The organism is Yoonia vestfoldensis, assembly GCF_002158905.1.
Lineage (GTDB): Bacteria > Pseudomonadota > Alphaproteobacteria > Rhodobacterales > Rhodobacteraceae > Yoonia > Yoonia vestfoldensis_B.
The window spans coordinates 302,213-325,283 of the sequence record NZ_CP021431.1; the positions used below are offsets into that span (position 1 = coordinate 302,213).

At 63.6% G+C, this 23,071-nt stretch carries 21 protein-coding genes and 1 riboswitch; of the genes, 4 read left to right on the forward strand and 17 right to left on the reverse strand.

Annotation, left to right across the window (positions count from 1 at the left end):
- Positions 1 to 45 precede the first annotated feature (45 nt).
- Entirely contained in the window at positions 46 to 1,278 is a 1,233-nt protein-coding gene (locus LOKVESSMR4R_RS01520; RefSeq protein WP_087205995.1) for a Coenzyme F420 hydrogenase/dehydrogenase, beta subunit C-terminal domain, read from the forward strand.
- Between the two features lie 25 nt (positions 1,279 to 1,303).
- Here the strand turns inward: LOKVESSMR4R_RS01520 and LOKVESSMR4R_RS01525 are convergent, their stop codons facing one another.
- On the reverse strand, positions 1,304 to 1,762 hold the full coding sequence (locus LOKVESSMR4R_RS01525; protein WP_087205996.1) for an Lrp/AsnC family transcriptional regulator: 459 nt from the start codon (positions 1,760 to 1,762) through the stop codon (positions 1,304 to 1,306).
- 135 nt (positions 1,763 to 1,897) lie between these two features.
- Here LOKVESSMR4R_RS01525 and ald point away from each other — a divergent pair, with 135 nt between their 5' ends.
- A complete protein-coding gene (gene ald / locus LOKVESSMR4R_RS01530) occupies positions 1,898 to 3,016 on the forward strand; it encodes an alanine dehydrogenase (RefSeq protein ID WP_087205997.1) in 1,119 nt (372 codons plus the stop codon).
- 50 nt (positions 3,017 to 3,066) lie between these two features.
- Here the strand turns inward: ald and mscL are convergent, their stop codons facing one another.
- From mscL to cobN, 9 genes are all read right to left on the reverse strand, one after another.
- A complete protein-coding gene (gene mscL / locus LOKVESSMR4R_RS01535; protein ID WP_087205998.1) occupies positions 3,067 to 3,453 on the reverse strand; it encodes a large conductance mechanosensitive channel protein MscL in 387 nt (128 codons plus the stop codon).
- Positions 3,454 to 3,612: 159 nt separating this feature from the next.
- The gene (locus LOKVESSMR4R_RS01540) at positions 3,613 to 4,071 is read right to left on the reverse strand and encodes a YtoQ family protein (RefSeq protein WP_087205999.1); all 459 of its coding nucleotides are present in this window, start codon (positions 4,069 to 4,071) and stop codon (positions 3,613 to 3,615) included.
- A 37-nt stretch (positions 4,072 to 4,108) separates the two neighbouring features.
- A complete protein-coding gene (locus tag LOKVESSMR4R_RS01545) occupies positions 4,109 to 4,741 on the reverse strand; it encodes a class I SAM-dependent methyltransferase (protein ID WP_087206000.1) in 633 nt (210 codons plus the stop codon).
- 95 nt (positions 4,742 to 4,836) lie between these two features.
- Positions 4,837 to 7,233: a phenylalanine--tRNA ligase subunit beta gene (gene pheT, locus LOKVESSMR4R_RS01550; RefSeq protein WP_087212365.1), complete on the reverse strand. Its 2,397-nt coding sequence runs from the start codon at positions 7,231 to 7,233 to the stop codon at positions 4,837 to 4,839.
- 86 nt (positions 7,234 to 7,319) lie between these two features.
- Positions 7,320 to 7,502, reverse strand: coding sequence for a phenylalanyl-tRNA synthetase subunit beta (locus tag LOKVESSMR4R_RS01555; RefSeq protein ID WP_087206001.1), 183 nt, complete (start codon positions 7,500 to 7,502; stop codon positions 7,320 to 7,322).
- A gap of 1 nt (position 7,503) precedes the next feature.
- The gene (locus LOKVESSMR4R_RS01560) at positions 7,504 to 7,932 is read right to left on the reverse strand and encodes an ASCH domain-containing protein (RefSeq protein WP_087206002.1); all 429 of its coding nucleotides are present in this window, start codon (positions 7,930 to 7,932) and stop codon (positions 7,504 to 7,506) included.
- Positions 7,933 to 7,996: 64 nt separating this feature from the next.
- Positions 7,997 to 8,659 (reverse strand): YrbL family protein, encoded by a 663-nt coding sequence (locus LOKVESSMR4R_RS01565; protein WP_237331877.1) that lies wholly within the window; start codon positions 8,657 to 8,659, stop codon positions 7,997 to 7,999.
- Between the two features lie 78 nt (positions 8,660 to 8,737).
- Positions 8,738 to 9,346, reverse strand: a complete 609-nt coding sequence (gene cobO / locus LOKVESSMR4R_RS01570) for a cob(I)yrinic acid a,c-diamide adenosyltransferase (protein ID WP_087206004.1) — start codon at positions 9,344 to 9,346, stop codon at positions 8,738 to 8,740.
- A gap of 21 nt (positions 9,347 to 9,367) precedes the next feature.
- Positions 9,368 to 13,078, reverse strand: coding sequence for a cobaltochelatase subunit CobN (gene cobN, locus LOKVESSMR4R_RS01575; RefSeq protein ID WP_087206005.1), 3,711 nt, complete (start codon positions 13,076 to 13,078; stop codon positions 9,368 to 9,370).
- 77 nt (positions 13,079 to 13,155) lie between these two features.
- Here cobN and LOKVESSMR4R_RS20690 point away from each other — a divergent pair, with 77 nt between their 5' ends.
- Complete coding sequence (locus LOKVESSMR4R_RS20690) at positions 13,156 to 13,287, forward strand: hypothetical protein (RefSeq protein ID WP_257790143.1); 132 nt, start codon at positions 13,156 to 13,158, stop codon at positions 13,285 to 13,287.
- Between the two features lie 2 nt (positions 13,288 to 13,289).
- Here LOKVESSMR4R_RS20690 and LOKVESSMR4R_RS01585 read toward each other — a convergent pair whose 3' ends face one another.
- The 3 genes from LOKVESSMR4R_RS01585 to LOKVESSMR4R_RS01595 form a co-directional block, all read right to left on the reverse strand.
- A complete protein-coding gene (locus LOKVESSMR4R_RS01585) occupies positions 13,290 to 13,739 on the reverse strand; it encodes a GNAT family N-acetyltransferase (RefSeq protein ID WP_087206006.1) in 450 nt (149 codons plus the stop codon).
- Positions 13,736 to 14,806, reverse strand: coding sequence for a cobalamin biosynthesis protein CobW (gene cobW / locus LOKVESSMR4R_RS01590; RefSeq protein ID WP_087206007.1), 1,071 nt, complete (start codon positions 14,804 to 14,806; stop codon positions 13,736 to 13,738). The genes LOKVESSMR4R_RS01585 and cobW overlap by 4 nt, the downstream gene beginning before the upstream one ends.
- A 75-nt stretch (positions 14,807 to 14,881) precedes the next feature.
- A complete protein-coding gene (locus LOKVESSMR4R_RS01595; RefSeq protein ID WP_087206008.1) occupies positions 14,882 to 15,523 on the reverse strand; it encodes a HupE/UreJ family protein in 642 nt (213 codons plus the stop codon).
- Between the two features lie 120 nt (positions 15,524 to 15,643).
- Positions 15,644 to 15,833: riboswitch (cobalamin riboswitch) on the reverse strand.
- 236 nt (positions 15,834 to 16,069) lie between these two features.
- Here LOKVESSMR4R_RS01595 and smc point away from each other — a divergent pair.
- Positions 16,070 to 19,525: a chromosome segregation protein SMC gene (gene smc, locus LOKVESSMR4R_RS01600; protein WP_087206009.1), complete on the forward strand. Its 3,456-nt coding sequence runs from the start codon at positions 16,070 to 16,072 to the stop codon at positions 19,523 to 19,525.
- 45 nt (positions 19,526 to 19,570) lie between these two features.
- On the opposite strand, the gene LOKVESSMR4R_RS01605 is transcribed toward smc, so the two are convergent.
- The 4 genes from LOKVESSMR4R_RS01605 to LOKVESSMR4R_RS01620 form a co-directional block, all read right to left on the reverse strand.
- A complete protein-coding gene (locus LOKVESSMR4R_RS01605; RefSeq protein WP_087206010.1) occupies positions 19,571 to 20,740 on the reverse strand; it encodes a lytic murein transglycosylase in 1,170 nt (389 codons plus the stop codon).
- 87 nt (positions 20,741 to 20,827) lie between these two features.
- A complete protein-coding gene (gene cbiB / locus LOKVESSMR4R_RS01610; RefSeq protein ID WP_087206011.1) occupies positions 20,828 to 21,721 on the reverse strand; it encodes an adenosylcobinamide-phosphate synthase CbiB in 894 nt (297 codons plus the stop codon).
- Positions 21,718 to 22,653, reverse strand: coding sequence for a threonine-phosphate decarboxylase (locus LOKVESSMR4R_RS01615; RefSeq protein ID WP_087206012.1), 936 nt, complete (start codon positions 22,651 to 22,653; stop codon positions 21,718 to 21,720). The genes cbiB and LOKVESSMR4R_RS01615 overlap by 4 nt, the downstream gene beginning before the upstream one ends.
- On the reverse strand, positions 22,650 to 23,024 hold the full coding sequence (locus LOKVESSMR4R_RS01620) for a DUF1636 family protein (RefSeq protein ID WP_087212368.1): 375 nt from the start codon (positions 23,022 to 23,024) through the stop codon (positions 22,650 to 22,652). The genes LOKVESSMR4R_RS01615 and LOKVESSMR4R_RS01620 overlap by 4 nt, the downstream gene beginning before the upstream one ends.
- Between the last annotated feature and the right edge of the window lie 47 nt (positions 23,025 to 23,071).

Below are 23,071 nucleotides of genomic sequence, written 5' to 3' on the forward strand. Positions count from 1 at the left end.
GTAAATCAAACTGGACAGGGGGACATGGCAGGGTAAGGTCGCCAGATGACGATCAGCACGCCCGATTTTGCCCTTCCGGCCCCGCGTGGGCTTTGCACCGATTGCGGCGTGTCGCGGATGGCGGATGCCAGTGCCTGTGGGCGGGCCTGCCAGTTCATCAAGCCCGATTATCCCGCGCTAGAGGCCCGCGTGCATGGCCGCGCCGCTGGCCCGGATGGGGATGAGCCGTTCTTTGGCGTCACCGGGGCGATGTATCGCGCGGCGCTGACACAGCCCCGCCAAGGCGCGCAATGGACCGGCCTGACCACGCGGCTGGCCGAACGCTTGCTGGAAACCGGCGCTGTCGATGCGGTGCTGACGATGGTGCCCGATCCCGCCGACCGCTGGCGCCCGCGTCCCGCGATCATCACCGAGGCCGCCGAGATGGCCGAAGCGCGGGGCATGCGCATGGGCTATGCGCCTTTGCTGGCCCTGTTGGAACCGGCGCATGCGGCGGGGCATCGCCGGATGGGCGTGATCGGGATACCTTGCCAGATCTACGCGCTCCGCGCGCTAGAGGCGGAATTGGGGTTTGATCGCATCTATGTCATCGGCACGCCCTGTTCGGATAATACCACGACCGAGAATTTCCATGGCTTTCTGGCCCGGCTGACCGATGCGCCCGACACGGTGACCTATCTGGAATTCCGCGCCGATTATCATGTCGAATTGCGCTTTACCGATGGCAGTCGCCGGCTGATCCCGTTCCTGAAACTGCCGATTGCCGATCTGCCGCGCGATTTCTTTCCCACCACCTGCCGGACCTGCGTGGATTACACCAACCGGCTGGCCGATATCACCGTGGGCTATATGGCGGGCGAGGGGGAGCAATGGCTGATCGTTCGTAACGCGCGCGGGCAGGAAATGCTGGATTGCTTGGGGTCCGAGGTTACGCTGACCGCCCCCGGATCGCGCGGCAAGCGGGCGGGGGCGGTCAAAGGCTTTGTCGCAAATACGCGGCTGGCGGCGGGGGGCCTGCCTTTGCGCCGGATGCCGGATTTCCTGCGCGGGATCATGGGTTGGCTGATGCCCAAGATCGGGCCGCGCGGGCTGGAATTCGCCCGTGCGCGGGTCGAGATGAAAGCAGCGGAAACCATTCTGCACCTGCGCCGCGAAGAACCGGCCAAGATGAAGAACATGGTTCCCGCCCATGTCTGGAACCTTGCCGCCCCTTACGGGCTGACGCCAGAGGCGGGCGAGACCCCATCCCCACCCGCGAATGACGGTGATCCGCGCTGAATAGCGTGCGCTTGCGTCAAAATGCCTAGACCGGCAGCGCCGTGGTCTGGCGCACATTGCGCAGCGCAAAGGATGATTGCATCTGCGCCACACCCGGCAAGGTCGCCAGATGTTTGCGGTGGATGCGGGCGAAATCTTCGGTATCGCCGGCCACGACCTTCAGCAGGTAATCCGCCGTGCCGGCCATCAGGTGACATTCCAGCACATCGGGCACTTTGGCGACGGCCTTTTCAAAAGCATCCAGCAATTCATCGGCCTGACCGCTGAGCGTGATTTCGACAAAGACGGTCGTGGGCCGCCCCATCTTGCGCGGGTCCAGAAGCGCGACATAATCGCGGATATAGCCGTCTTTTTCCAGTCGCTGCACCCGCCGGTGACAGGCCGAGGGCGACAGGTTCGCGACCTCTGACAGCTCTGCATTGGAAATGCGCCCCGATTTTTGCAGAACCTCGAGGATTCGGCGGTCGATGCTGTCAAGCTCCATGTGATGCACGATCCTTTCGTCTAACGCCCGTCTGGCGCGTGATCCTAGCGTGAAACAGCCTTTGACCCAAGAGAAGATTCCAAGAAATTGCAACCACAGCCGCGCAGGATGAACCCATAACGCGGGAGGTGTGCAATGCTGATTGGCTGTCCGAAAGAAATCAAACCACAGGAATTTCGTGTCGGGGTGACGCCCGATGCGGCGCAAGAGGCGGTCGCCCATGGCCATAAGGTCATGATCGAGACCGGCGCAGGCGATGGCGCGGGGTTCAGCGATGCGGATTATACCGCGGCCGGGGCGCAGATCGCGGGAACGGCGGCGGATGTATTCGCCAGCGCCGATATGATCGTCAAGGTCAAGGAACCGCAGGCCGGTGAACGCAAGATGCTGCGCGCAGGGCAGATCCTGTTCACCTATCTGCACCTTGCCCCCGATCCCGACCAGACGCGGGATCTGATGGCCTCGGGCGCGACCTGTATCGCTTATGAAACCGTCACTGATGATCGCGGTGGCTTGCCGCTGCTTGCGCCGATGTCCGAGGTTGCGGGCAGGCTCGCGCCGCAGGTCGGCGCTTGGACGCTGCAAAAGGCCAATGGCGGGCGCGGCGTGCTGATGGGCGGTGTGCCGGGTGTCGCACCTGCGCGGGTTGTCGTCATTGGCGGCGGTGTCGTGGGGACCCATGCCGCGCGCATCGCGGCGGGGATGGGCGCGGATGTCACCGTGCTGGACCGGTCACTGCCGCGTCTGCGTTATCTGGACGACAGCTTTGGTGGCCAGTTCAAGACCAGCTATGCCAGCAAGGCCAATACGATCGCTTTGGCGCGCGCGGCGGATATGATCATCGGGGCCGTGCTGATCCCCGGTGCCGCGGCGCCCAAGCTGATCTTGCGCGCGCAACTGGCGGAACTGAAACCGGGGGCGGTGCTGGTGGATGTGGCCATTGACCAAGGCGGCTGTTTCGAGACATCCCGCGCCACGACGCATCACGACCCGATCTATGAGGTGGACGGGATCATGCATTATTGCGTGGCCAATATGCCCGGCGCTGTGGCGCGCACATCGACCATCGCGCTGGGGAATGCGACCATGCCATTCATGCTGGCATTGGCGGATAAAGGCTGGCGTCAGGCCTGCGCCGATGATCCGCATCTGCTGGCGGGATTGAACGTGCATGCGGGGCAGCTGACCTATGACGCCGTCGGTGCCGCGCTGGGGATTGCGGTGCTGTCGCCCGCGCTGGCCTTGAAGGCGTGACGCCAAAGGCCCGCTGACCGGCGGGCCTGTCGCGGGTCGTCTGTCGCGGATCAGGGGCGCTTGGCCAGCGCGTCGCGGATCTCGATCAGGATATCCAGTTGCGACGGGCCGGTCTTGACCTCTGGCGCGATGTCATCGGGCTTGTCCGCGATGGATTTGATGCGATTGACCGCCTTGACCAGCATGAACACCACGAAAGCGATGATCAGGAAATTGATCGTTGCGGTGATGAAATTTCCATACATGAATTGCGCGTCGCCCAAGCCAAAGCTGAGACCGCTAAAGTCGATCCCGCCGATGATCAGCCCGATCAGCGGCTGGATCAGATCATTGACAAGGCTGCTGACGATGGCGGTAAAGGCCGCGCCGATGATGATACCGACGGCCAGGTCCATCACGCTGCCCTTGGCGATGAAATCCTTGAATTCGTTAAGCATGGGATAATCCTCTGATTGACTCGTTCTGCGCATAACTGGGGCGTATGTTAACGACACCGCATCAGAAAGCCACGGGTTTTGCCGTGGCCTAGGCCGGGCTTAACCCCGGCTTACGCGGGGCAAATGACTGGCCAGCCTGCCGCCCGACATCGCGCCGGTTTACGCCCGCGCGGGGGGCAGGCTGCCATGCAGCACATAGATCAGTAGATCGACCACCTGCTGCGGCGTTTCCACCACGGCCAGCGCTGCGGCATCGACCTCTTTGAGCGCATGTTGATGATCCGGCCCATGCATCACGATCAGTGATTTCCCCATCGCCGCCGCATAGCCCGCGTCAAAAGCCGCGTTCCATTGCTTATATTGATCCCCAAAGCGGACCACGACGATATCGGCGGTTTCAATCCCGTGTCTGGTGCGGATCGCGTTGAGCTTGGCGCCTTTATGATCATGCCAGACCTTCTGCGTCTCTGGGCCCATGATTGCCACGCCGCAATCGTCGGATGCGGCATGATCGGTCACAGGACCCGAAAAAGCGACGTCAAGGCCGGCGGCCCCTGTCACGATATGGTCGCGCCAGTCGGTGTGGATTTCGCCGGACAGGTAGATGTGCAGTGTCATTGATCGTGCTCCTTTGCTCGTCCCCGACACTAGCGCCTTATGCCGTGCTGGCCACCCCCGGCTTGCGCGCCACTATATAGCGTGCGGGGGTTGCGAAATCTCCGCTCTCGACAATCTCGAACCCTGCATCGCGCACGGCCTGTTCCAGCTCTGCGGCACTGAACTTGCGCAGATAGGGGGCCTTGCCGACCAACTGCGCTAGCGGAATCACCGCGCTGATCAGGGTCCACTTCAAACCGCGCCCTTTCAGCGTCGCGGTCTTGGAAATGAAAAAGCCGCCCGGCGTAAGCAGGTCGTAAATCCGCGCCATGCGCCGTTCCATATCGGGAACGAGGTGGAAAAACGAATGCGCAAGTATCGCGTCGAACTGGCCCGTTTCCGGCAGATCGCCCGTCACATCGAAGCTCAGATCAGCGCCCGCAACGGGTAGTTTGCCCCGCGCGATGCGGATCATCTCGGGCGAGATGTCGGTCCCAAGATAGCTTGCCACATCAGGCGCCAGCAAAACGGCGGTCGATCCGGTGCCGCAGGCGATTTCCAGCACATTGTCCGTCGGTCGCAGATAACTGCGGGTGCGGCCAAGCGTGTATTCATAGGCGGCAGGATTGCCGATCTTCGACGCCTCATATTTATCAGCGGCGCGGTTCCAGAATGTGGCGGTGTCGATCATCGGTGGCTCCTACTTCCTGTCTGGTTGGTCAGCCATGGCGACCTTTACACACCAGCCCGCGGATCAGGCTGGTGTTCGATGTGCTGGCAGACCACTTAGCCGCGTAGGTTGCCGCCGGTCGCCTTGGTGACCTTGTCCACGATCCTCGCGCTGACAGCCTCGATCTCGGCTTCCTTCAGCGTTGCGGTCGTGGGTTGCAGGCGCACGGTGACAGCGATGGATTTCTTGCCCTCACCCAGATTGCCGCCGATGAATTGGTCAAAGACCCGCACATCGCTGATCAGCGCCTTATCAGCACCAAGCGCGGCATTGACCAGCGTCAGGGCCTCTATCTCGGCATCGACGACGAAGGCGAAATCGCGTTCGACCGCTTGCAGATCGGCGGCGATCAAGGCAGGGCGCGTCGCGGTCTTGGTTTTCGGCACAGGCACCTCGTCGGGCCAGATCGTAAAGCCGACGGCGGGGCCTTTGATATCCATCTCGCGCAGCACCTTGGGATGCAATTCGCCAAAGACTGCCAGCACCTTTTTCGGGCCAAGGCAAATCATGCCGTGCCGTCCGGGGTGCCACCAATCTGCCGCGCCGCGCAGGATTTGCACCTTGGCGGGCGCGCCGATGGCGGCCAGCACGGATTCCGAATCGGCCTTGGCGTCGTAAAGATCGACGGCGCGCGATGTGCCATGGACCTCTTTGCTGGCGGTCTTGCCGATCAACACGCCGGTGATCAGGTTGTGCTGGTCTCCCGGCTCGCCGCCGTGGAAACCGGCACCGACCTCGAACAGGGCGATATCCATGAAACCGCGCGCCTGATTGCGGGCAGCGGCGCGCAAAAGGCCGGGCAGCAGGTTGGGGCGCATATGCGACAATTCGCTGGAAATCGGGTTTTCCAGCATGGTTGCATCATCGCCGCCACCAAACAGCGCCGCCGCCTGCGCATCGACGAAACTATAGGTGACGCATTCATTATACCCCAGCGCCGCCATGGTCCGGCGCGCGGCCTGCTGACGCTGCTGGCCGGTGGTCAGGATCGGTTTGGGGACGCCGGCATCCATGCGCGGCAAAGGCTTGCCTTCCAGCTTGGTCAAGGATGCGATGCGCGCGACCTCTTCGACCAGATCGGCATCGCCCAGCACATCGGGGCGCCATGACGGGACATGGGCCATGTCGCCTTCGAGACGAAAGCCAAGTGCGGTCAATGTCTGGCGCTGGGTGCTTTCGGGAATATCCATGCCGACAAGGCTGATGACACGCTCCGCATCCAGACGGTAGGCGCGGGATGTGTCGGGCACCGCGCCTGCGATGATCAGCTCTGACGCCTCGCCGCCCGCGTGATCGACGATCATCCGCACGGCATGTTCCAGCCCTTCGGGGGTGAAGGCAGGATCAATGCCACGTTCAAACCGGTAGCGGGCGTCGGAATTGATCTTGAGCGCGCGGCCGGTATAGGCGATCTGGACCGGGTCCCAATAGGCGCTTTCGACAAAGACATTGACCGTCTCATCGGTGCAACCCGTGGCATCGCCACCCATGATGCCCGCGATGCTTTCCACGCCCTGATCGTCGGAAATGGCGATCTGACCGGCCTGCAAAGTATAGGTCTTGTCGTCGAGCGCCAGGATCGTCTCGCCGCCCTTGGCGCGGTGGACGCGCAGGTTGCCCTGCACCTTGTCGGCATCAAAAACATGCAGCGGGCGGTTCAGGTCATAGGTGAACCAATTGGTCACATCGACAAGGAAACTGATGGGCCGCAGGCCGATGGCGCGCAGCTGCGTTTGCAGCCATTCCGGGCTGGGCCCGTTCTTGACGCCGCGGATCAGGCGGCCACAGAAAACGGGGCATCCGTCGCGCGTATCGTCATCAATGGATACGGTCATATCGGCGCTAAAGCTGGCAGGCACCGGATTGACGCCCAGCGGCTTCAGCGTCCCCAGCCCCCGCGCCGCCAGATCGCGCGCAATGCCGCGCACGCCCAGCGCATCGGGGCGGTTGGGGGTGATCGCGATCTCGATCACCGGGTCGACGCGGTCGGGCTGGTTGGCGGACAGCCAATCGGTGAACCGCTGGCCGACGCTGCCCGAAGGCAATTCGATGATCCCGTCATGTTCCTCGGACAACTCCATCTCGCGTTCGGAACACATCATGCCATGGCTTTCGATGCCCCGGATCTTCCCCACGCCGATGGTGGTGTCGATGCCGGGGACATAGGTGCCGGGGCTGGCGATAACGACGGTGATGCCCGCGCGCGCATTGGGCGCACCACAGATGATCTGGGTCAGACCGTCCTTGGTCTGCACTTGGCAGACACGCAGCTTGTCGGCATCGGGATGCTTTTCCGCGCTTTCCACATAGCCGATGGTGAAATCGGCCAGACGTTCGGCGGGGTTTTCCACGCCTTCGACCTCTAGCCCGAGATCGGTCAGGGTTTCGGCGATCAAATCGACCGAGGCATCGGTTTCAAGGTGGTGTTTCAGCCAGGACAGCGTGAATTTCATCTGTTCATCCAAGAAAAGTCATTTGCAAGCGATCTAGCCGATCTCGCCGCAATGCGAAAGGCCCGTAGGGTGGGTCATGACCCACCTTACCGTCGCCGATGCGCCGCCGCCCATTTGCTGACCGCCCAGGCGGGCAGCAGGATCACCGCCCAGCCCGCCGCATTGATGATCGTCAGTCGCAAGGCCAGATCGCGCGGCATATCCGATGTCCACATCGCGATATGCGCGCCGATGATCAGGATCAGCAGGCAGGCGATCCACAGGCGCATGTCAGAGCGCGCGCCCGGCCAGATCCTCGACCAGCGTGAAATGCTCGAACACCAGCATCATCTCGGGATCGAAACCGCCGTTACGTTTGAAATAGGCCTTGTGATCCTTGCGCCAGCCCAAAAGGCTGTCATTCTCGCCCTCGGCCAGCGCCATCTCTTCGGTCACGTCGCAGAACCGGATATGTTGCACTTTGGTCGTGCGGATCACCAGCGCGGGCGTGCCATCCCAATTGGCGGCAATGTCGCAGCGCCCGACGACCGGCATGGAATCGGGATCATCGGCGAATTCCGAGGCCGCCCCGCAGGTCGCGGTTTTCTTGCGCTGTCGGACAAGGCCGATCAGATATTGGCATAATTCGGGCGTATCGCCGAAACGGAACGTGCCCGCGCCGGGATAGATGTCTTGCAGGTCTTCGGTATCATCGGTCATGGGTGTCTTTCGGGGCTGTCGCGATGGTCTGTTCTACGCTGTAACGCCTGGACAGCCAAGCCACCTAGCTGGGCAGCGCGAATTGCCGCGCCTTTGGGTCCCAGCGCAGCCCGGTATTGCGGGCCAGCCGCTTGCAGCTGTCGTCCAGCCCGATCCGGTTGGACCAGCGCGCCATCGACCGCACGGGGATTGCGTGGATATCGCCGAACCCGTCCACCAGGACGCATTCTTCGGGGCCGGGACCGGTGCCATTGTCACGATGGCCAAAGACGAAATTTGCGGGGTTCATGTCGCTGGCGCGGATGTCATTGGCATAGATACGGGCGATCGTGTCGTTCAACAGCGCCAGTTGCGCGGGTGTCAGACTGCCTGCCTGCGCCTTGGCCCCCAGCGTTTCGCCAAGCCGGCCATCGGGCTGCATGACCCGTTCGGTGATGCAGCCCAGACCTTCATTCGTGGGGGTAAAGCCGAACATATGGGCGATGGGCGCGTGAAAATCCGGCTCTGGATGGGTCAGCATGACGCGCAGATATTCGGCATATTCCTTGCGGATCTGGCGCAGCCGGGTGCTGGGCAGCAGCCGGTCCATGATCCCGTTGAAATTATTGCGCCGCGGCATCGTGGTGGCGGGCCGCAGCACCTTGATCAATTTGGTCGGATCAAGCGGATGCAGATAGACCGCGCGCTGCACGCCCTTTGCGACAAGATCCGAGGATCGAAGAACCATTGCACCCATCGCCTGTCTATATCTGAACCGGTCGGTTCAGTGCAAGCGATGTAACGATTTTATGCCCGATTTGTGACGCTAGAATTCCACACCGATCTGCGCCTTGATGCCCGATCGGAACGGATGTTTGACCAGTTCCATCTCGGTCACCAGATCGGCCAATGCGATCAGATCCTCATGCGCGTTGCGCCCCGTCAGCACGACATGGGTCATCGGCGGTTTGTGGTCGCGCAGAAAGGCCACGACATCGCCGATGGCGACATAATCATAGCGGATCGCGATGTTGATTTCATCCAGCAGAACCATGGTATTGGTCTCGTCCAGGATCAGCTCTTTGGCCTTGGCCCAGGCAGCCTGCGCCATTTCGATATCGCGCGATTTATCCTGCGTTTCCCAGGTAAAGCCTTCGCCCATCGTGTGAAACGCGCAGATATCGCTGAATTTTGCCAGAATCAGATCGCGTTCCCCGGTGGACATGCCCCCTTTGATGAACTGGACGACGGCGCATTTCATATCATGCGCAATACAGCGAAAGATCATCCCGAAGGCCGCCGAGGATTTGCCCTTGCCCTTGCCGGTATGGACGATGACCAGACCTTTCTGGTCGGTCTTGGTCGCCATGATCTTGTCGCGGGCGGCCTTTTTCTTGGCCATTTTCATCGCGTGGCGGTCGGGGTCATCGGTCATTGGCTGTCTCCTTTGCGCAGATCATAGCAGGCCCGCGATGCGCGCGCGCGCAGAATTCGAGGCGGGCTGCCACAGGTTGCGGTCAATCGCCTCTTGCAGGCGTTCGGCTATCTCGCGCAATGCGGGGGCATTGGCATCGGCGATGAAGGTGCGGGTGGCGTCATCGGCCAGAAAGGCGGCCTCGACCAGGTCGAAATGGTGGTTGCGCACGGCCCCGGTAGTGGCGGCGAAAGCGAAAAGGTAATCGACCGTCGCCGCGATCTCGAAAGCACCTTTATAGCCGTGGCGTTTTACCCCTTCGATCCATTTGGGATTGACCACGCGCGACCGCACAACGCGGCCGATTTCATCATCCAGCGTGCGGATGACAGGGCGTTCGGGGCGGGAATGGTCATTGTGATAGATCGGCCGGTCGCGCCCTTGCAATGTGCTGACGGCGGCGGCGGCCCCGCCTTCGAATTGGTAGTAATCGTCGCTGTCCAGAATGTCGTGTTCGCGGTTGTCCTGATTTTGCACGATGGCGTCGACCTGGGACAGGCGCGCCTTGAAGGCGGCCTCGCGCCGGTCGCCGCTGGCCTTGGCACCGTAAGCATAGCTGCCCCAGGTCAGATAGGCGGCGGCGAAATCGGTTTTATCCGACCAGATCCTTTCGTCGATCAGCGCTTGCAGCCCCGCGCCATAAGCGCCGGGTTTGGACCCGAAGACGCGGGTGGGGTCCTCGCCCGCTTTGCTGCGCGCGGCGGCAGGGTTCAGATCGGCGGGCTCGTCGAGGTCCTGCACCGCGCGCGCGGCACTGTCGACCAGCGCGATCAGCTGCGGAAAAGCGTCACGGAAAAACCCCGAGATACGCAGGGTCACATCGACGCGCGGGCGGCCCAGCACGGATTGCGGCAGCACCTCGAACCCCGTCACACGCCGGTTGGCGCTGTCCCATGTCGGCTTGACGCCCATCAGCGCCAAGGCTTGCGCGATATCATCGCCGCCGGTGCGCATATTGGCGGTGCCCCAAGCGGTGACCAGCATGGCGCGCGGCCAGTCACCATGGTCCTGAAGGTGCTTTTCGATCAGCAGGTTTGCCGATTTCCATCCCAAGGCCCAGGCCGTCGGTGTGGGCACGGCCCGGCTGTCGACACTGAAGAAATTGCGCCCCGTGGGCAGCACATCAAGCCGCCCGCGTGTGGGCGCACCCGACGGGCCGGGGGGGACAAAATGGCCGGCAAGGGCGGTCAGCAGGGCCGATCCTTCGGCAGGGCCGCAAGCGCGGACCCTGGGCAGGATATCGTCGTGGATGGTTCGGAGAACGGCCTGCGCCGCGCCAGGGGTAAACCCCGGGACGCCCCGCCCGCCGTCCCGCACAAGCCGCTGCGACAGGTTTTCCAGCCGTTCGACGGTATCGCCATTGCTGCGCCATGTCGTGTCATCGGCCAATGCCTCGGGCTTTTCCGCCGCCGGGGCTGCCATATCACAATCCAGCGGGTCGATGCTCAGGCCAAGATCCGCAGCCAAGGCCCGCAGCAAGGATGCATTCTGCCCCTTGCCATCGCCACGCGGCACCCGGGCGAGGGCGATGGCCAGGTCCAGTTCCTGCTGGCCTGAGGGCGATTGGCCAAAGATATGCAGCCCGTCCCTGATCTGCGCCTCTTTCAAATCGCAAAGGTAGGCGTCGAGCTTGCCAAGATCGCCATCCTTGTCGCCGGTGAAACCCACATCCCGCGACAGCCCCGTCGCATCCGACAGCGACAGGATCTCGCGCCGCAGATGGGTCATGCGGCGCGGATCGACGCCTGCGGCCTCGTAATATTCATCAACCAAGGCTTCCAGATCGCGCATCGGCCCATAGCTTTCGGCGCGGGTCAGTGGCGGGGTCAGGTGGTCGATGATGACGGCGGACGTGCGCCGTTTGGCCTGTGTCCCTTCGCCCGGATCATTGACGATGAAAGGATAGACATGCGGGGTGGGGCCAAAGACCGCCTCGGGCCAGCAGGTTTCCGACAGGGCGACGGATTTGCCGGGCAGCCATTCCAGATTGCCATGCTTGCCCATGTGGACGATCGCATCGGCGCCCCAATGGTGCCGCAGCCAGAAATAGAAGGCGAGGTAATTATGCGGCGGGACCAGATCGGGGGAATGATAGGTATCGGCCGGGTCGATATTATAGCCGCGCGCGGGCTGCAGCCCTACGATCACATTGCCGAAAGCGTGGATGGAGAGCGCGAAACCTGCGCCGCTGGCGCGGCTTGCGGCCTCCGGCGGGGATATTTCGGCTCGGAAGAAAGGGTCGTCTTCGGGTTGACCCCAGCGGGTGGTGATCTGTTCCTTGATATCCCACGGCAGGGCGTCGAAATGCTGGCGGTATGTGTCGAGGGCGAGCAGCTCGCCGCCCGCTTTGTCGGCGCGGTCGGTCAGCCAGTTGGTGGGGCCTGCCATGATCTGCGCCATCAGCGCGGCGCTGTCGGCGGGTGGGGTGGTCTGGTAGCCCGCCTGCGCCAGCAGGTGCAGCGTGTGGATCGTGGCCGCAGGCGTGTCGAGGCCGACGCCATTGGCCAGACGTCCGTCCTTGTTGGGGTAATTGGCGAGGATCAGGGCGACTTTTTTATCCTTGGTGGGGGTTTGCCGCAGGCGTGCCCAGTTGCCGGTTAGCTGCGTGACGAAATCGACGCGGTCGCCGCGCGCCTGATAGGTGGCGATGGGGCATTCGGTGGCGTCGTCGAAAAACGCCTCGCCCTTGAAGCTGATCGCGCGCGACAGGATGCGCCCGTCAACTTCTGGCAGGGCCACGTTCATGGCGATGTCGCGCGCGGTCAGGCCGTGCAGGCCCTCGGCCCATGACGCCTCGGAGGCACCCGACAGGATCACCTGAAAGATCGGCGCATTGTTGGCCAACAGCGGGTTTTGCGGGCTGTCGTCGCCGTCATGTGGGCTGCCCACCGCAAATGCGGTGCAGTTCAGGATCACATCGGGCGGGGCAATGGTGAACAGATGGTCCAGCGTTGCGGTGCTAACGGGGTCTTTCAGGCTGGCCACGAAAATGGGCAGCGGGTTCAGGCCGGCGCGCGACAGGCTGCGGGTCAGGCGGTTGATCGGGTTCAGCCCGCCGCCCTGCACCAAGGCGCGGTAGAAGATGATCGGCACGACGGGCGCGTCAGCGGTCCATGCCGCCTGTGCATTCGTCAGATCGGCGATGCCCGCCCCCGGCCAGTAGACGCCGGCGCGCAGCAAGGGGGCAGCGGCGGCGGGTTTTTCGGTGCTGTCCAGCATCGCCTTTGCATAGGCCAGCGCATTGATACTGTTCTGCGGCCCGCCTTCGACCAGATAGGACCAGAGCGCGTCGTAATCCGTGCCGCTGACGGTGGACAACCCGCGCAATTCGGGGTCGGGTTTATCGTCGCCAGGCAGGAACGCCACCGGCACGCCCGCATCATGCAGTCGCGCGGCATATTGGGTCAGGCCGTATTTCCAGTAGGCTGCACCACCCAGCACGCGGGCGATCACCAGACGCGATTTGGTGGCGCAATCGTCAAGATGCAGATCGACCGACATCGGATGTGCCAGATGCAGCATATTGGCCAGCCGCAAGGTAGGCGGGTTGGTCATTTCGGCCCGTGCTTCGGCCAGGGCGGCCAGTTCGGTATCGGCAGCAGAGATGATGACTACATCGGCAGGCGTCTGGCCCAGATCGACCGGTTCGGTCCCGTCCGAAATCGCACCGGGGGTGGCGGCGAGCAGGTGCATCAGCTTTTGCCCTGTGCTAAGAGGCGGTCAAACACGAGGATAGACCCATGGATTACAACGCTGCAGGAGCACCGAAGATGGCGAAAAAAGGCCCCAAGCACGAGGAACACAACGCGCCGGGATCGAAGAAAAAGCCCTTTGGCGCGCGTCCCGACAAGGCCGAATTGCTGGCGCGGATGAAAAAGGCCGCCGAGGAAAAGAAGGGCTGAGATCACAGCCGCTTTTCCATGAAAACCGAACTGGCGATCTCTGGATAGTCGCCGAACGGTCCGCAAGGCGTGAACCCATGCCTTGCGTAAAGCCTGTGTGCTGCATGCAGGATGTTGCCGGTTTCCAGTTTCAGTAGCGGCAATGATAGGCTGCGCGCCTGATCCTCGATCTGGCGCAGGATTGCATCAGCGATACCTTTGCCGCGCGCAGTCTCATCCACGAACATCGACTTGATCTCGCCATAGCCGTCGCAGACCCGCAGCGCGCCGGTGCCCAGAATCGTGTCACCAATACGGCCGGTGTAGAAATGGATGTCGCTGGCCACCAGATCGTCGATGGACAGGTAGAAATTATCCTCTGGCGGGAACAGCGCCTGCATCAGCGCATGGCTTTGCTGTAGCAGGGCTGTGGCCTGCGCATCATGCGGATCTGTGATGCTGACGATGATCATGCTTGCAGGGCGGCGGTGATGGCGGATTGGTTCAGCCCGGCCTCGCCGATCACGACAAGCCGGGTTTGCCGGGGGGCATCGCCGAAGGGCTGGTCGAAATAGGTTTCCACGCGGGGGCCGACGGCCTGCAGTGTCATTCGCATCGGTTTGCCCGTGATTGCGACGAAACCTTTCAGGCGCAGGATGTTATTGGCCTTGATCGCGGCGCTGACCTGGGCGGCAAAGGCTGCGGCATCGGCTACCTCGTCACGGGTGACGATAAAGGATTCAAACTCGTCATGGCCGTGGTCATGGTGGTGATCGTCGTCGTGGTCATCCGCGTCATCATCATGGTGGTGATGGTGGTGGTGGATTTCGTGGCGGGATTCCAGATCAGCCTCTGCCCCGATCCCTTGGCCCAGCAGCACATCGACAGGCAGCGCACCCATGCTGGTTTTCACTACCTGCACACCGTCGCGGCTGTCGGTGCGCAATTGCGCGGCAAGGCTGTCGGCCTCGTCTGCCGTCAGCAGGTCGGTCTTGTTCACCACGATCATATCGGCGCAGGCGATCTGGTCCTCGAAGAGTTCCGACAAAGGCGTTTCATGGTCGAGGTTGTCATCGGCGGCGCGCTGGGCATCGACGGCGGCGATGTTATGGGCGAATTGGCCGTCCTGCACGGCGCGGCCATCGACGACGGTGACAACGCCGTCCACGGTGACGCGGGTGGAAATGCCGGGCCAGTTGAAGGCGCGCACCAAGGGTTGCGGCAGGGCAAGCCCCGAGGTTTCGATCACGATATGATCGGGGGCGGGATTGCGCGCCAAAAGCGCCTCCATCGTGGGGATGAAATCATCGGCGACGGTGCAGCAGATGCAGCCGTTGGACAATTCCACGATATCATCCTTGGCGCAGACCTCGTCGCCGCAGCCTTTGAGGATGTCGCCATCCACGCCCAGATCACCGAATTCGTTGATGATCAGCGCGATGCGCTTGCCTTGGGCGTTTTGCAGCATGTGCCGGATCAGCGTGGTTTTGCCAGAGCCGAGAAAGCCGGTGACGATGGTGGCGGGGATTTTGGCGGGCATGGGGTATCCTTGGCGGCGGGGAACAGAAAAAGGGACGGCCCTTGCGGGCCGCCCGATAAATCGCGGAACGCGGCTTTAGCCGGTGATCGCAGAGACGATCGGCCCTTCGATGATTTCCAGCGCAAGGAACAGGCCGACGCCTGCGACCATCGCGCCACCCAGACGGGCGGTCATCGCGCTGGCGTCGACCGCGCCCAGTTTGCGCGTGGCCCAGCCTGCGCCGATGGCGATCAGATATTGGATCGCGCCCAGCCCGATCAGATAGCCGACCAGCACAGCGCCGCCGACGCCGCCTTCTTGTCCGGCAATCGACCCGCCGAAGGCAGAGCCGTGGAACAGGCCGAATGTCGCGAAGACCAGCAGCGCATTTGTCGTCGACAGGGTTTTGCCCGACAGGACGATCCCGCCGATGACCAGAAGCGACAGCACGATCACGGTTTCAGCGAGCGGCAGGGCGATCCCCGCATACATCAGGCCACAGCCCGCCAGCATCGCGCCGATATAGGCGGCAGGCGTCAGCAGACGGTTGGCGGTAAAGGTTGCAGCGATGCCCATCGCCGCGACAAAGAACAAATGGTCAAAGCCCAGCACCGGATGGCCGACGCCCGACAGCAGCCCATGGGTGAAGGTTTCCATTGGCAAGCCACCCAGCGGGTGATGCGCAAGGGCTGGCGATGCCGCAAGGCTGAGGCCTGCGATGGTCAGAAGTTTTTTCATTTTCGTCCCCTTTGGATCGACTAAAGGGGGGATTTCATGGGAAGCACGACCCTCCGGCCAATGCAGAACCCCCACGGAACACCCCGTCCGTTGTTGTTGGCCGAGGCGGTCGCCCCGGTGCATGGCTGGTCTCCTGGCTTGCGGGTCGATGCGCCTTGTTGCCTTCCCGGGCGGACCCAGTGGCGTTTCAACAAGGCACTCTCCGCATACAGTCGCGGGGGCGGCTGTGGCTTGGCATCTCCCTGACAGGATCGGTGCGTCCACATTCCCATTTGATCCCCTGACGCTGCGCGCCGTGCGGGGAACCATGCCTGTCCGTTGTGCCTGCATCGGCGGCCCGCGGTCAAGGCCGTAAACCGACGTTGACAGGGCCAATAGCGCCTCCGGCGCTGCCTCCGGCGGGGATATTTTGGCTCCAAAGAGGGGAATTTCACAATATCTTGTGGATAAAAGGCTGCAAATGACCTGATCTAGACAGGTTTCGTTGACTCGCACCCGTGTCAGGCGTCAGGCTTTCTGGCAGCGGAGAATCAAGGGCAGCGGATAGTGCGTTTCAGCAAACTGCGATTGAATGGCTTCAAAAGCTTTGTCGATCCCACGGATCTGATCATCGCCGATGGTCTGACCGGGGTGGTCGGCCCGAATGGCTGTGGCAAGTCCAACCTGCTGGAAGCCCTGCGCTGGGTGATGGGCGAACATCGCGCCTCGGCCATGCGGGGTGGCGGCATGGAGGATGTGATCTTTGCTGGTGCCGCGACCCGCCCTGCGCGCAATTTTGCCGAAGTTTCGCTGATCATCGACAATGCCGAACGGCTGGCGCCCGCTGCCTTCAACGATGCTGACCAGCTGGAGATCATCCGCCGCATCACCCGCGATGCCGGATCCGCCTATAAGGTCGGTGCCAAGGATGTGCGCGCGCGCGATGTGCAGATGCTGTTTGCCGATGCCTCGACGGGTGCGCATTCGCCCGCCTTGGTCCGGCAGGGCATGATTTCGGAGCTGATCAACGCCAAGCCAAAGTCGCGCCGCCGTATTCTAGAGGAAGCGGCCGGGATTTCCGGCCTGTATCAGCGCCGCCACGAGGCCGAGCTGAAGCTGAAAGGCGCGGAAACCAACCTGACCCGTGTCGATGACGTGATCGACCAATTGGCCGCACAGCTGGCACAATTGGCGCGTCAGGCGCGGCAGGCGGCGCGCTATCGCGAGATCGGTGAAAGCCTGCGCCGCGCCGAAGGCATGTTGCTGTTTCGCCGCTGGAAAGAGGCCGATGATGCCTTGCTGGAGGCCACGACCCTGTTGCAAGACCGCACGACCGCCGCCGCGCAGGCCGAACGTGCCGCGCGCGATGCGACCAAGGCGCGTCAGGGGGCCGAGGATGCTTTGCCCGCCCTGCGCGAGGAAGAGGCGATTGCAGCGGCCGTCTTGCAGCGCCTGCAGGTCCAGCGCGATGCTTTGCAGGATCAAGAAGACCGCGCCCGCGACATGATTGCCACCCTGCGTGCGCGCATCGACCAGCTGACCCGCGATATCGACCGCGAGGCCGGGCTGAACAAGGATGCCGGTGAAACCATCGCCCGGCTGGAATGGGAAGCCCGCGAGATCGCCAAGGCAGGTGAAGGCCACGAGGCCCGGCTGGAGGCCGCACAAGGCGCTGCGCGCGCGGCGGCGGGTGTCTTGCAAGAGGCCGAGGCGGCCTCGGCGCAATTGGCCGAAGATGTCGCCCGTCTGGCTGCGCGCCACCAATCGACGCAGCGCCTGATCGACGACCATCGCGCGACCATGGCCAAGAACGAGGCCGAGGCCGCCAAATCCAAGGCTGCATCACAAGAGGCCGCGACCGCCTTGGCCAAGGCCGAGGCGGATTTTGCCGCCGCTGGTCTGGCCGAAGCCGCAGCCCTTGCCGCCGCCGATGCCGCCGAAGAGGCGTTGGCCGCTGCCGAAGCCGCCCGTGCCGTGACCCAGACGCAGGAAAGCGAGGCCCGCGCCGCCCGCTCCGAGGCCGAAGGCGAGGCGAATGCCCTGCGCGCCGAGGTGACCGCATTGGCGCGTCTGGTGGATCGCGACCGTGCCGAGGGCGGGCAGGTGCTGGATCTTCTGTCGGTGCAAAAAGGCTATGAAAAGGCGCTGGGTGCGGCGCTGGCCGATGATCTGCGCGCCCCTGCGGTGGCGGGGGATGCGCCGACCGGCTGGGCCAGCCTGCCCGATTATGCGCAGGCGCAGCCCTTGCCTGCGGGTGTGTCGTCTTTGGCGGATGTCGTCACCGTGCCGCAGGTGCTGGCCCGCCGCATAGCGCAGATCGGTCTGGTCGATGCTGCCGATGGTGCGCGTTTGCAGGCGGATTTGCAGCCCGGTCAGCGGCTTGTCTCGCTGGCGGGTGATCTGTGGCGCTGGGACGGGTTCCGGTCGGGGGCCGAAGATGCGCCTTCGGCGGCGGCGCTGCGGTTGCAGCAGCTTAACCGGCTGGCCGAATTGCAGCGCGATCTGGATGCCGCGGCCGCCAAGGCGCAGCAGGCGGTGGCGGCGCATGACGCGCTGACCCATGCTTTGCAGGATGCGACTGCTGCCGACCAGGCTGCCCGTGCTGCCCGCCGCGATGCTGATCGTGCCGTGGCCGATGCCAATCGTGCCGCCAGCCGTGCCGAGGCGGATCGCAACCTGTCGCAGGGGCGGCTGGAAAGTCTGGGTCTGGCCCTGCGCCGGATCGAGGAAGAGGCGATGGGCGCGCGCAAATCCTTGGCCGAGGCCGAACAGGCCGCCGCCGCATTGGGCGATCTGGCAGCCGCGCGCGCATCGGTCGAGGATGTCAAGATGACGGTCGAAGCCGCGCGTATCACGATGATGTCGCGCCGGTCCGCATCCGAGGAATTGCGCCGCGAGGGCGACGCCCGCCTGCGCCGCGCGCAAGAGATCACCAAGGAAATCAGCGGCTGGAAACACCGGCTGGAAACCGCAACCAAGCGCAGCGCCGAGCTGGCCGAGCGCAAGGCCGCATCCGAGGCGGAACTGGCCGCAGCCTCTGCCGCACCAGAGGAGATCGCCGCCAAACGCGCCGAACTGGCCGATGCGATCGACACGGCAGAGATCCGCCGCCGTGCCGCGGCCGACAAGCTGGCCGCGGCCGAGACCGTGCTGCGCGATGCAGGCCATGCCGAGCGTGATGCCGAACGTCTGGCGTCAGAGGCGCGCGAGGCCCGCGCCCGTGCCGAGGCCCGCGCTGATGCCGCGCGTGAAACCATCGCCTATGCCGCCGAGCGGATCATGGAAGCGCAAGAGGTCACGCCTGCGCAATTATTCGCGGCTTTGGGCGTGCCGGTAGAAGATATGCCCCCCGTCGCCACGGTCGAGGCCGAGGTCAATGCGCTGAAGCGCCAGCGCGATGCATTGGGGGCGGTCAACCTGCGCGCCGAAGAAGACGCCAAGGATGTGCAGGTCGAACATGACGCGCTGGTGGGCGAAAAGGCCGATTTGCTGGCTGCTATCGCCGCGCTGCGCACCGGGATTGCCAGTCTGAACAAGGAAGGCCGCGAACGCTTGTTGACGGCTTTTGAACAGGTCAATGACAGTTTCGGGCTGCTGTTCACCCATCTCTTTGGCGGGGGCGAGGCCAAACTGGTGCTGGTCGAATCCGATGATCCGCTGGAGGCGGGGTTGGAAATCATGTGCCAGCCGCCCGGCAAGAAGCTGAGCACCTTGTCGTTGCTGTCGGGGGGTGAACAGACGCTGACGGCGCTGGCGCTGATCTTTGCGGTGTTTCTGGCGAATCCCGCGCCGATCTGTGTGCTCGACGAGGTGGATGCGCCGCTGGATGATGCCAATGTCACCCGGTTCTGCGATCTGCTGGACGAGATGTGCCGCCGCACCGATACGCGGTTCCTGATCATCACCCATCATGCCGTCACCATGAGCCGGATGGACCGGCTGTTTGGCGTGACCATGGGCGAACAGGGCGTGTCGCAGCTGGTGTCGGTCGACCTCAAGCGGGCGGCGGCGATGGTGGCCTAAGGACTTTTATGCCTCCGGCGGGGATATTTAGGCTCGGAAGATGGGTTAGAGGCGGTTCAATAGATCAAGCGTCGGCCAGGCATCTGCCGGAAGGCCGAGGCGGACCTGTTCTGCCTGCACGGCGTTGCGCGTCATGGCCCCGAGAATCCCGTCGATGCCGCCCACATCATGGCCCCGTGCTGTCAGCCGTTGCTGCAACAGCCGCATCTGGTCACCCGTCAGCGCGGGCGACGGATTGCCTGCGTCATAGACCGGCGCGCCGCTGAGCCGGGTGGCGAAATAGGCGGCGGTCGTCACATAGACAAAGCTGCGGTTCCAGTCGAAATAGACGTCGAAATTGGGATAGGTCATGAAGGCCGGTCCGTTGCGCCCCATCGGCAGCAGGATCGCCGCAGGCAGGTTGGCGGGGCCAAGCCCGCCTTGGCGTGCGGTCACGCCCATGGCGGCCCAGTCGCTGACCGGGCGTTTTTTCGTCAGGCCGGTCTGTGACCAGTCCAGATTGGCGGGCACCACGATTTCCTGCATCCATGGTTCATTTGGCCGCCAGCCGAGCGAGGACAGCACATTCGCGCCGGTCATCAGCGCGTCAGGGGCGGAGTTTTTCAGGTCGACCACGCCGTCCCCGTCGCCATCCATGCCTTTTTCGACAATCTCGCGCGGGAGTTTCTGCAGCTGGCCGATTTCACCGGCCCAAGCGCCCAAAGTGGTTGCAGGGTCCATGCCCCCGCCCCGGTAAAGTTCGATCCCGGCGATCAGTTGCGGGCGGAACAGCTCTGGCCGGCGGCAATCATGCGCCAGCGTCAGTAGGGCGTTGCGGGTGTTGAAGTTGCCCTGCACCGCGCCGTAATCGGTCTCGAAGGCCCAGAAGGCCAGCAGCACGCCGCGCGGGATGCCAAAGCGGTTTTCGATCTGGCGGAAGGTTGCATCGAACCGCTGGCTGTTGCGCGCGCCGTTATCGATCCGGTTCTGGCTGATCAGATTGCGCGAGAACTGGATGAAATCCTGTTGGAACACGCCTTGCGCGCGGTCGGCGCGCAGCACGGCATCGTCAATCTGCGCGCCTGCGAAAAACGCATCCGCGGTGACGGCGGGGATGCCTGTCGCCACGGCCTCGGCTTTGACGCCTGCGATGAAGCTGTTGACATCGCCGCCGCAGGTCTGGGCTGTTGCGGCCCCTGTCAACAGGGTCAGGGCGGTGGCAAGGGCAAGGCGCATGGCGGGCTCCGGGTCTTTGGGTCGGCGCGAGCCTAGCAGGGCAGACAGGTGGTGCAAGATGCCGGTGGCCCGATCGGCGGAAACCGGTCAGGCGGCGGTGATCAGCGCCAGGACCAGCATCACCGCCCATGTTTTCCACAAGATGGTGACAGCGCGGTCGATGTCATCGGGGGTCAGGTCGTGTTCACCGCCTGCGTTGACGAAAGGATAATCGCGCAGCTGCCCGTCATAGCTACGCGGCCCGCTGAGCGCGATATCCAGCCCATGCGCCATGGCGGCCTCTGGCCAGCCGGCATTGGGCGAGCGGTGCAGCGGCGCCTCGGCCAGGATACCGCGCGGGTCGGGGCGGTGTGTGACGGCCCAGATCAGAGCAGCCGTCAGCCGCGCGGGGATCAGGTTGAGCAGGTCGTCGAACCGCGCCGCCGCCCAGCCGAAATCGGCGTGGCGCGGTGTGCGGTAGCCGATCATGCTGTCGGCGGTATTGACGATCTTGTAGATCAACAGCCCCGGCAGCCCGGCGATCAGGAACCAAAAGGCCGGCGCGATCACCCCGTCAGAGAGGTTTTCCGCCGCACTTTCGATGGCCGAACGGGCGACGGCGGGCCGGTCCATGCCGCGCGTGTCCCGCCCCACGATCATCGCCACCGCGCGTTTGCCATCGCCCAGCGACAGCCGCAAAGCATCGCCGACCGCACGGACATGATCGGCCAGCGATTTTTGCGCCAGCAGCATGGCGATGACCAGAATGTCGATGATCTTGCCGGGCAGCGCGTCAAGGACCAGCCCCAGCAGCCCCGCGCCGATGACCAGCCCCGCCAGCACCGCGCTGCCTTTGGCCTTGCGGTCGGGGCCTGCGTTGAAACGCAGGTCACACCAGCCGATCAGCCGCCCCATCAAAACAGCCGGATGGGGATAGCGCGACCAGAGCCATTTCGGCTCTCCAAACAACGCATCCAGGATCATGCCAAGAAACAGGGTCACAATGCGGCCTCGAGTTGCGCCCAGCGGTCGGGGGCGGGCAGGCCAAGGCGCAGCCAGTCGCGTGCATAGGGAAAGACGCGCGACCAGACATGGCCTTTTGCCAGCCGGTCCTGCCAGCGTGCTGCGTCATCCACCTGGTAAAGCCGGAACAGGGATGTGCCGCCCAGCAATGTGGCACCCTTGGCCGCCAGGCAATGATCAAGCCTGTCCGCATCCTGCGCCAGCCTTGCCCGTGTCGCATCGGCCCATTGTGGATCGGCCAGCGCCTCTGCCCCGATCGTCAGCGCGGGGCCGGACACTTGCCACGGACCCAAGATATCCGCCAGCCGCGCGATCACGGCAGGATCCCCGATGGCAAAGCCGAGCCGCAGGCCCGCCAGCCCCCAGAATTTGCCAAAGCTTTTCAGCACAAGCGTATTCGGGCGGCTGGCCAGATGGACCAGTGATCTTTCCGGCATCACGTCGCAGAAGCTTTCGTCGATGATCGTGATCGGGGTGGTGAAATCGGCCGCGCGCCAGATCGCCCCGTCGGGGTTGTTGGGATGTACGGCCACCAGCGCCTGGCGCGGCACCTTGCCAATGGTCCAGCCCGCGGCGCGAAAAGCGGCTTCATGTTCGTTATAGGTGGGGCCGGGGATGCAAACCTCGCCCTGGGCAAAGACGCGTGGCAAGGCCGCGATGATGGCCGAGGCCCCGGTTGCCGCAAGAACACCCGCCTCTGCAGGCACGCCCCAAAAGCCGCGCGCCAGATCATGCAGGCGCGCAAAGGCGGCCTTGTCGGGCAGCGCGGTCCAGCTATCGGCGGCGAATTGTGGCAGCGGGTATGGCTGCGGGTTGATCCCCGTGGACAGATCGAGCCATGTCGCCCGGCTGCCGCCATAGCGCGCAATGGCGGCATCAAGCCCGCCGCCATGATCGCGCGCCATATTCATTCGCTGTCGGGCAAGGGCGGGTGGCGTGTGACGAAATGGCCTTTGATGCTGTGTGGCCAGTCGCGGAACGGGACCTGACCTGTCGCACTTTGGGCATGGGCCTGCGCATAGGCCACGATGCCTGCTGCGGCCTCGTCATCAGGGATAAAATCGCCCAGCGTGTAATTCAGCTTGTCACGGGATTGAATGGCGACGTTGCAGCCGGACTTGCAGCCCATCAGGCACGACACCCGGCGTGTTTTCACCCCTGCCACCCCAGAGGCTGCTGCCTCGATCAGCCCTGCCAGCGCTTCGCCGTCGGTCTGGGCCATCGCGGCCGCATCCCAGCCTTCGCGCTTGCACGTGTCGCAAATGGTTATCCAAGTCGTCATTTTTCGCAGCCTTTTTTGATCCTCGCCTTTCAAGCGGATAATCGCAT

Bases quoted from the DNA above. Each gene is read 5' to 3' on its own strand.
- LOKVESSMR4R_RS01520 (WP_087205995.1), top strand. From the start codon at position 46: ATGACGATCAGCACGCCCGATTTTGCCCTTCCGGCCCCGCGTGGGCTT.
- LOKVESSMR4R_RS01525 (WP_087205996.1), bottom strand. From the start codon at position 1,762: ATGGAGCTTGACAGCATCGACCGCCGAATCCTCGAGGTTCTGCAAAAA.
- ald (WP_087205997.1), top strand. From the start codon at position 1,898: ATGCTGATTGGCTGTCCGAAAGAAATCAAACCACAGGAATTTCGTGTC.
- mscL (WP_087205998.1), bottom strand. From the start codon at position 3,453: ATGCTTAACGAATTCAAGGATTTCATCGCCAAGGGCAGCGTGATGGAC.
- LOKVESSMR4R_RS01540 (WP_087205999.1), bottom strand. From the start codon at position 4,071: ATGACACTGCACATCTACCTGTCCGGCGAAATCCACACCGACTGGCGC.
- LOKVESSMR4R_RS01545 (WP_087206000.1), bottom strand. From the start codon at position 4,741: ATGATCGACACCGCCACATTCTGGAACCGCGCCGCTGATAAATATGAG.
- pheT (WP_087212365.1), bottom strand. From the start codon at position 7,233: ATGAAATTCACGCTGTCCTGGCTGAAACACCACCTTGAAACCGATGCC.
- LOKVESSMR4R_RS01555 (WP_087206001.1), bottom strand. From the start codon at position 7,502: ATGCGCCTGTGGATCGCCTGCCTGCTGATCCTGATCATCGGCGCGCAT.
- LOKVESSMR4R_RS01560 (WP_087206002.1), bottom strand. From the start codon at position 7,932: ATGACCGATGATACCGAAGACCTGCAAGACATCTATCCCGGCGCGGGC.
- LOKVESSMR4R_RS01565 (WP_237331877.1), bottom strand. From the start codon at position 8,659: ATGGTTCTTCGATCCTCGGATCTTGTCGCAAAGGGCGTGCAGCGCGCG.
- cobO (WP_087206004.1), bottom strand. From the start codon at position 9,346: ATGACCGATGACCCCGACCGCCACGCGATGAAAATGGCCAAGAAAAAG.
- cobN (WP_087206005.1), bottom strand. From the start codon at position 13,078: ATGCACCTGCTCGCCGCCACCCCCGGTGCGATTTCGGACGGGACCGAA.
- LOKVESSMR4R_RS20690 (WP_257790143.1), top strand. From the start codon at position 13,156: ATGGCGAAAAAAGGCCCCAAGCACGAGGAACACAACGCGCCGGGATCG.
- LOKVESSMR4R_RS01585 (WP_087206006.1), bottom strand. From the start codon at position 13,739: ATGATCATCGTCAGCATCACAGATCCGCATGATGCGCAGGCCACAGCC.
- cobW (WP_087206007.1), bottom strand. From the start codon at position 14,806: ATGCCCGCCAAAATCCCCGCCACCATCGTCACCGGCTTTCTCGGCTCT.
- LOKVESSMR4R_RS01595 (WP_087206008.1), bottom strand. From the start codon at position 15,523: ATGAAAAAACTTCTGACCATCGCAGGCCTCAGCCTTGCGGCATCGCCA.
- LOKVESSMR4R_RS01605 (WP_087206010.1), bottom strand. From the start codon at position 20,740: ATGCGCCTTGCCCTTGCCACCGCCCTGACCCTGTTGACAGGGGCCGCA.
- LOKVESSMR4R_RS01615 (WP_087206012.1), bottom strand. From the start codon at position 22,653: ATGAATATGGCGCGCGATCATGGCGGCGGGCTTGATGCCGCCATTGCG.
- LOKVESSMR4R_RS01620 (WP_087212368.1), bottom strand. From the start codon at position 23,024: ATGACGACTTGGATAACCATTTGCGACACGTGCAAGCGCGAAGGCTGG.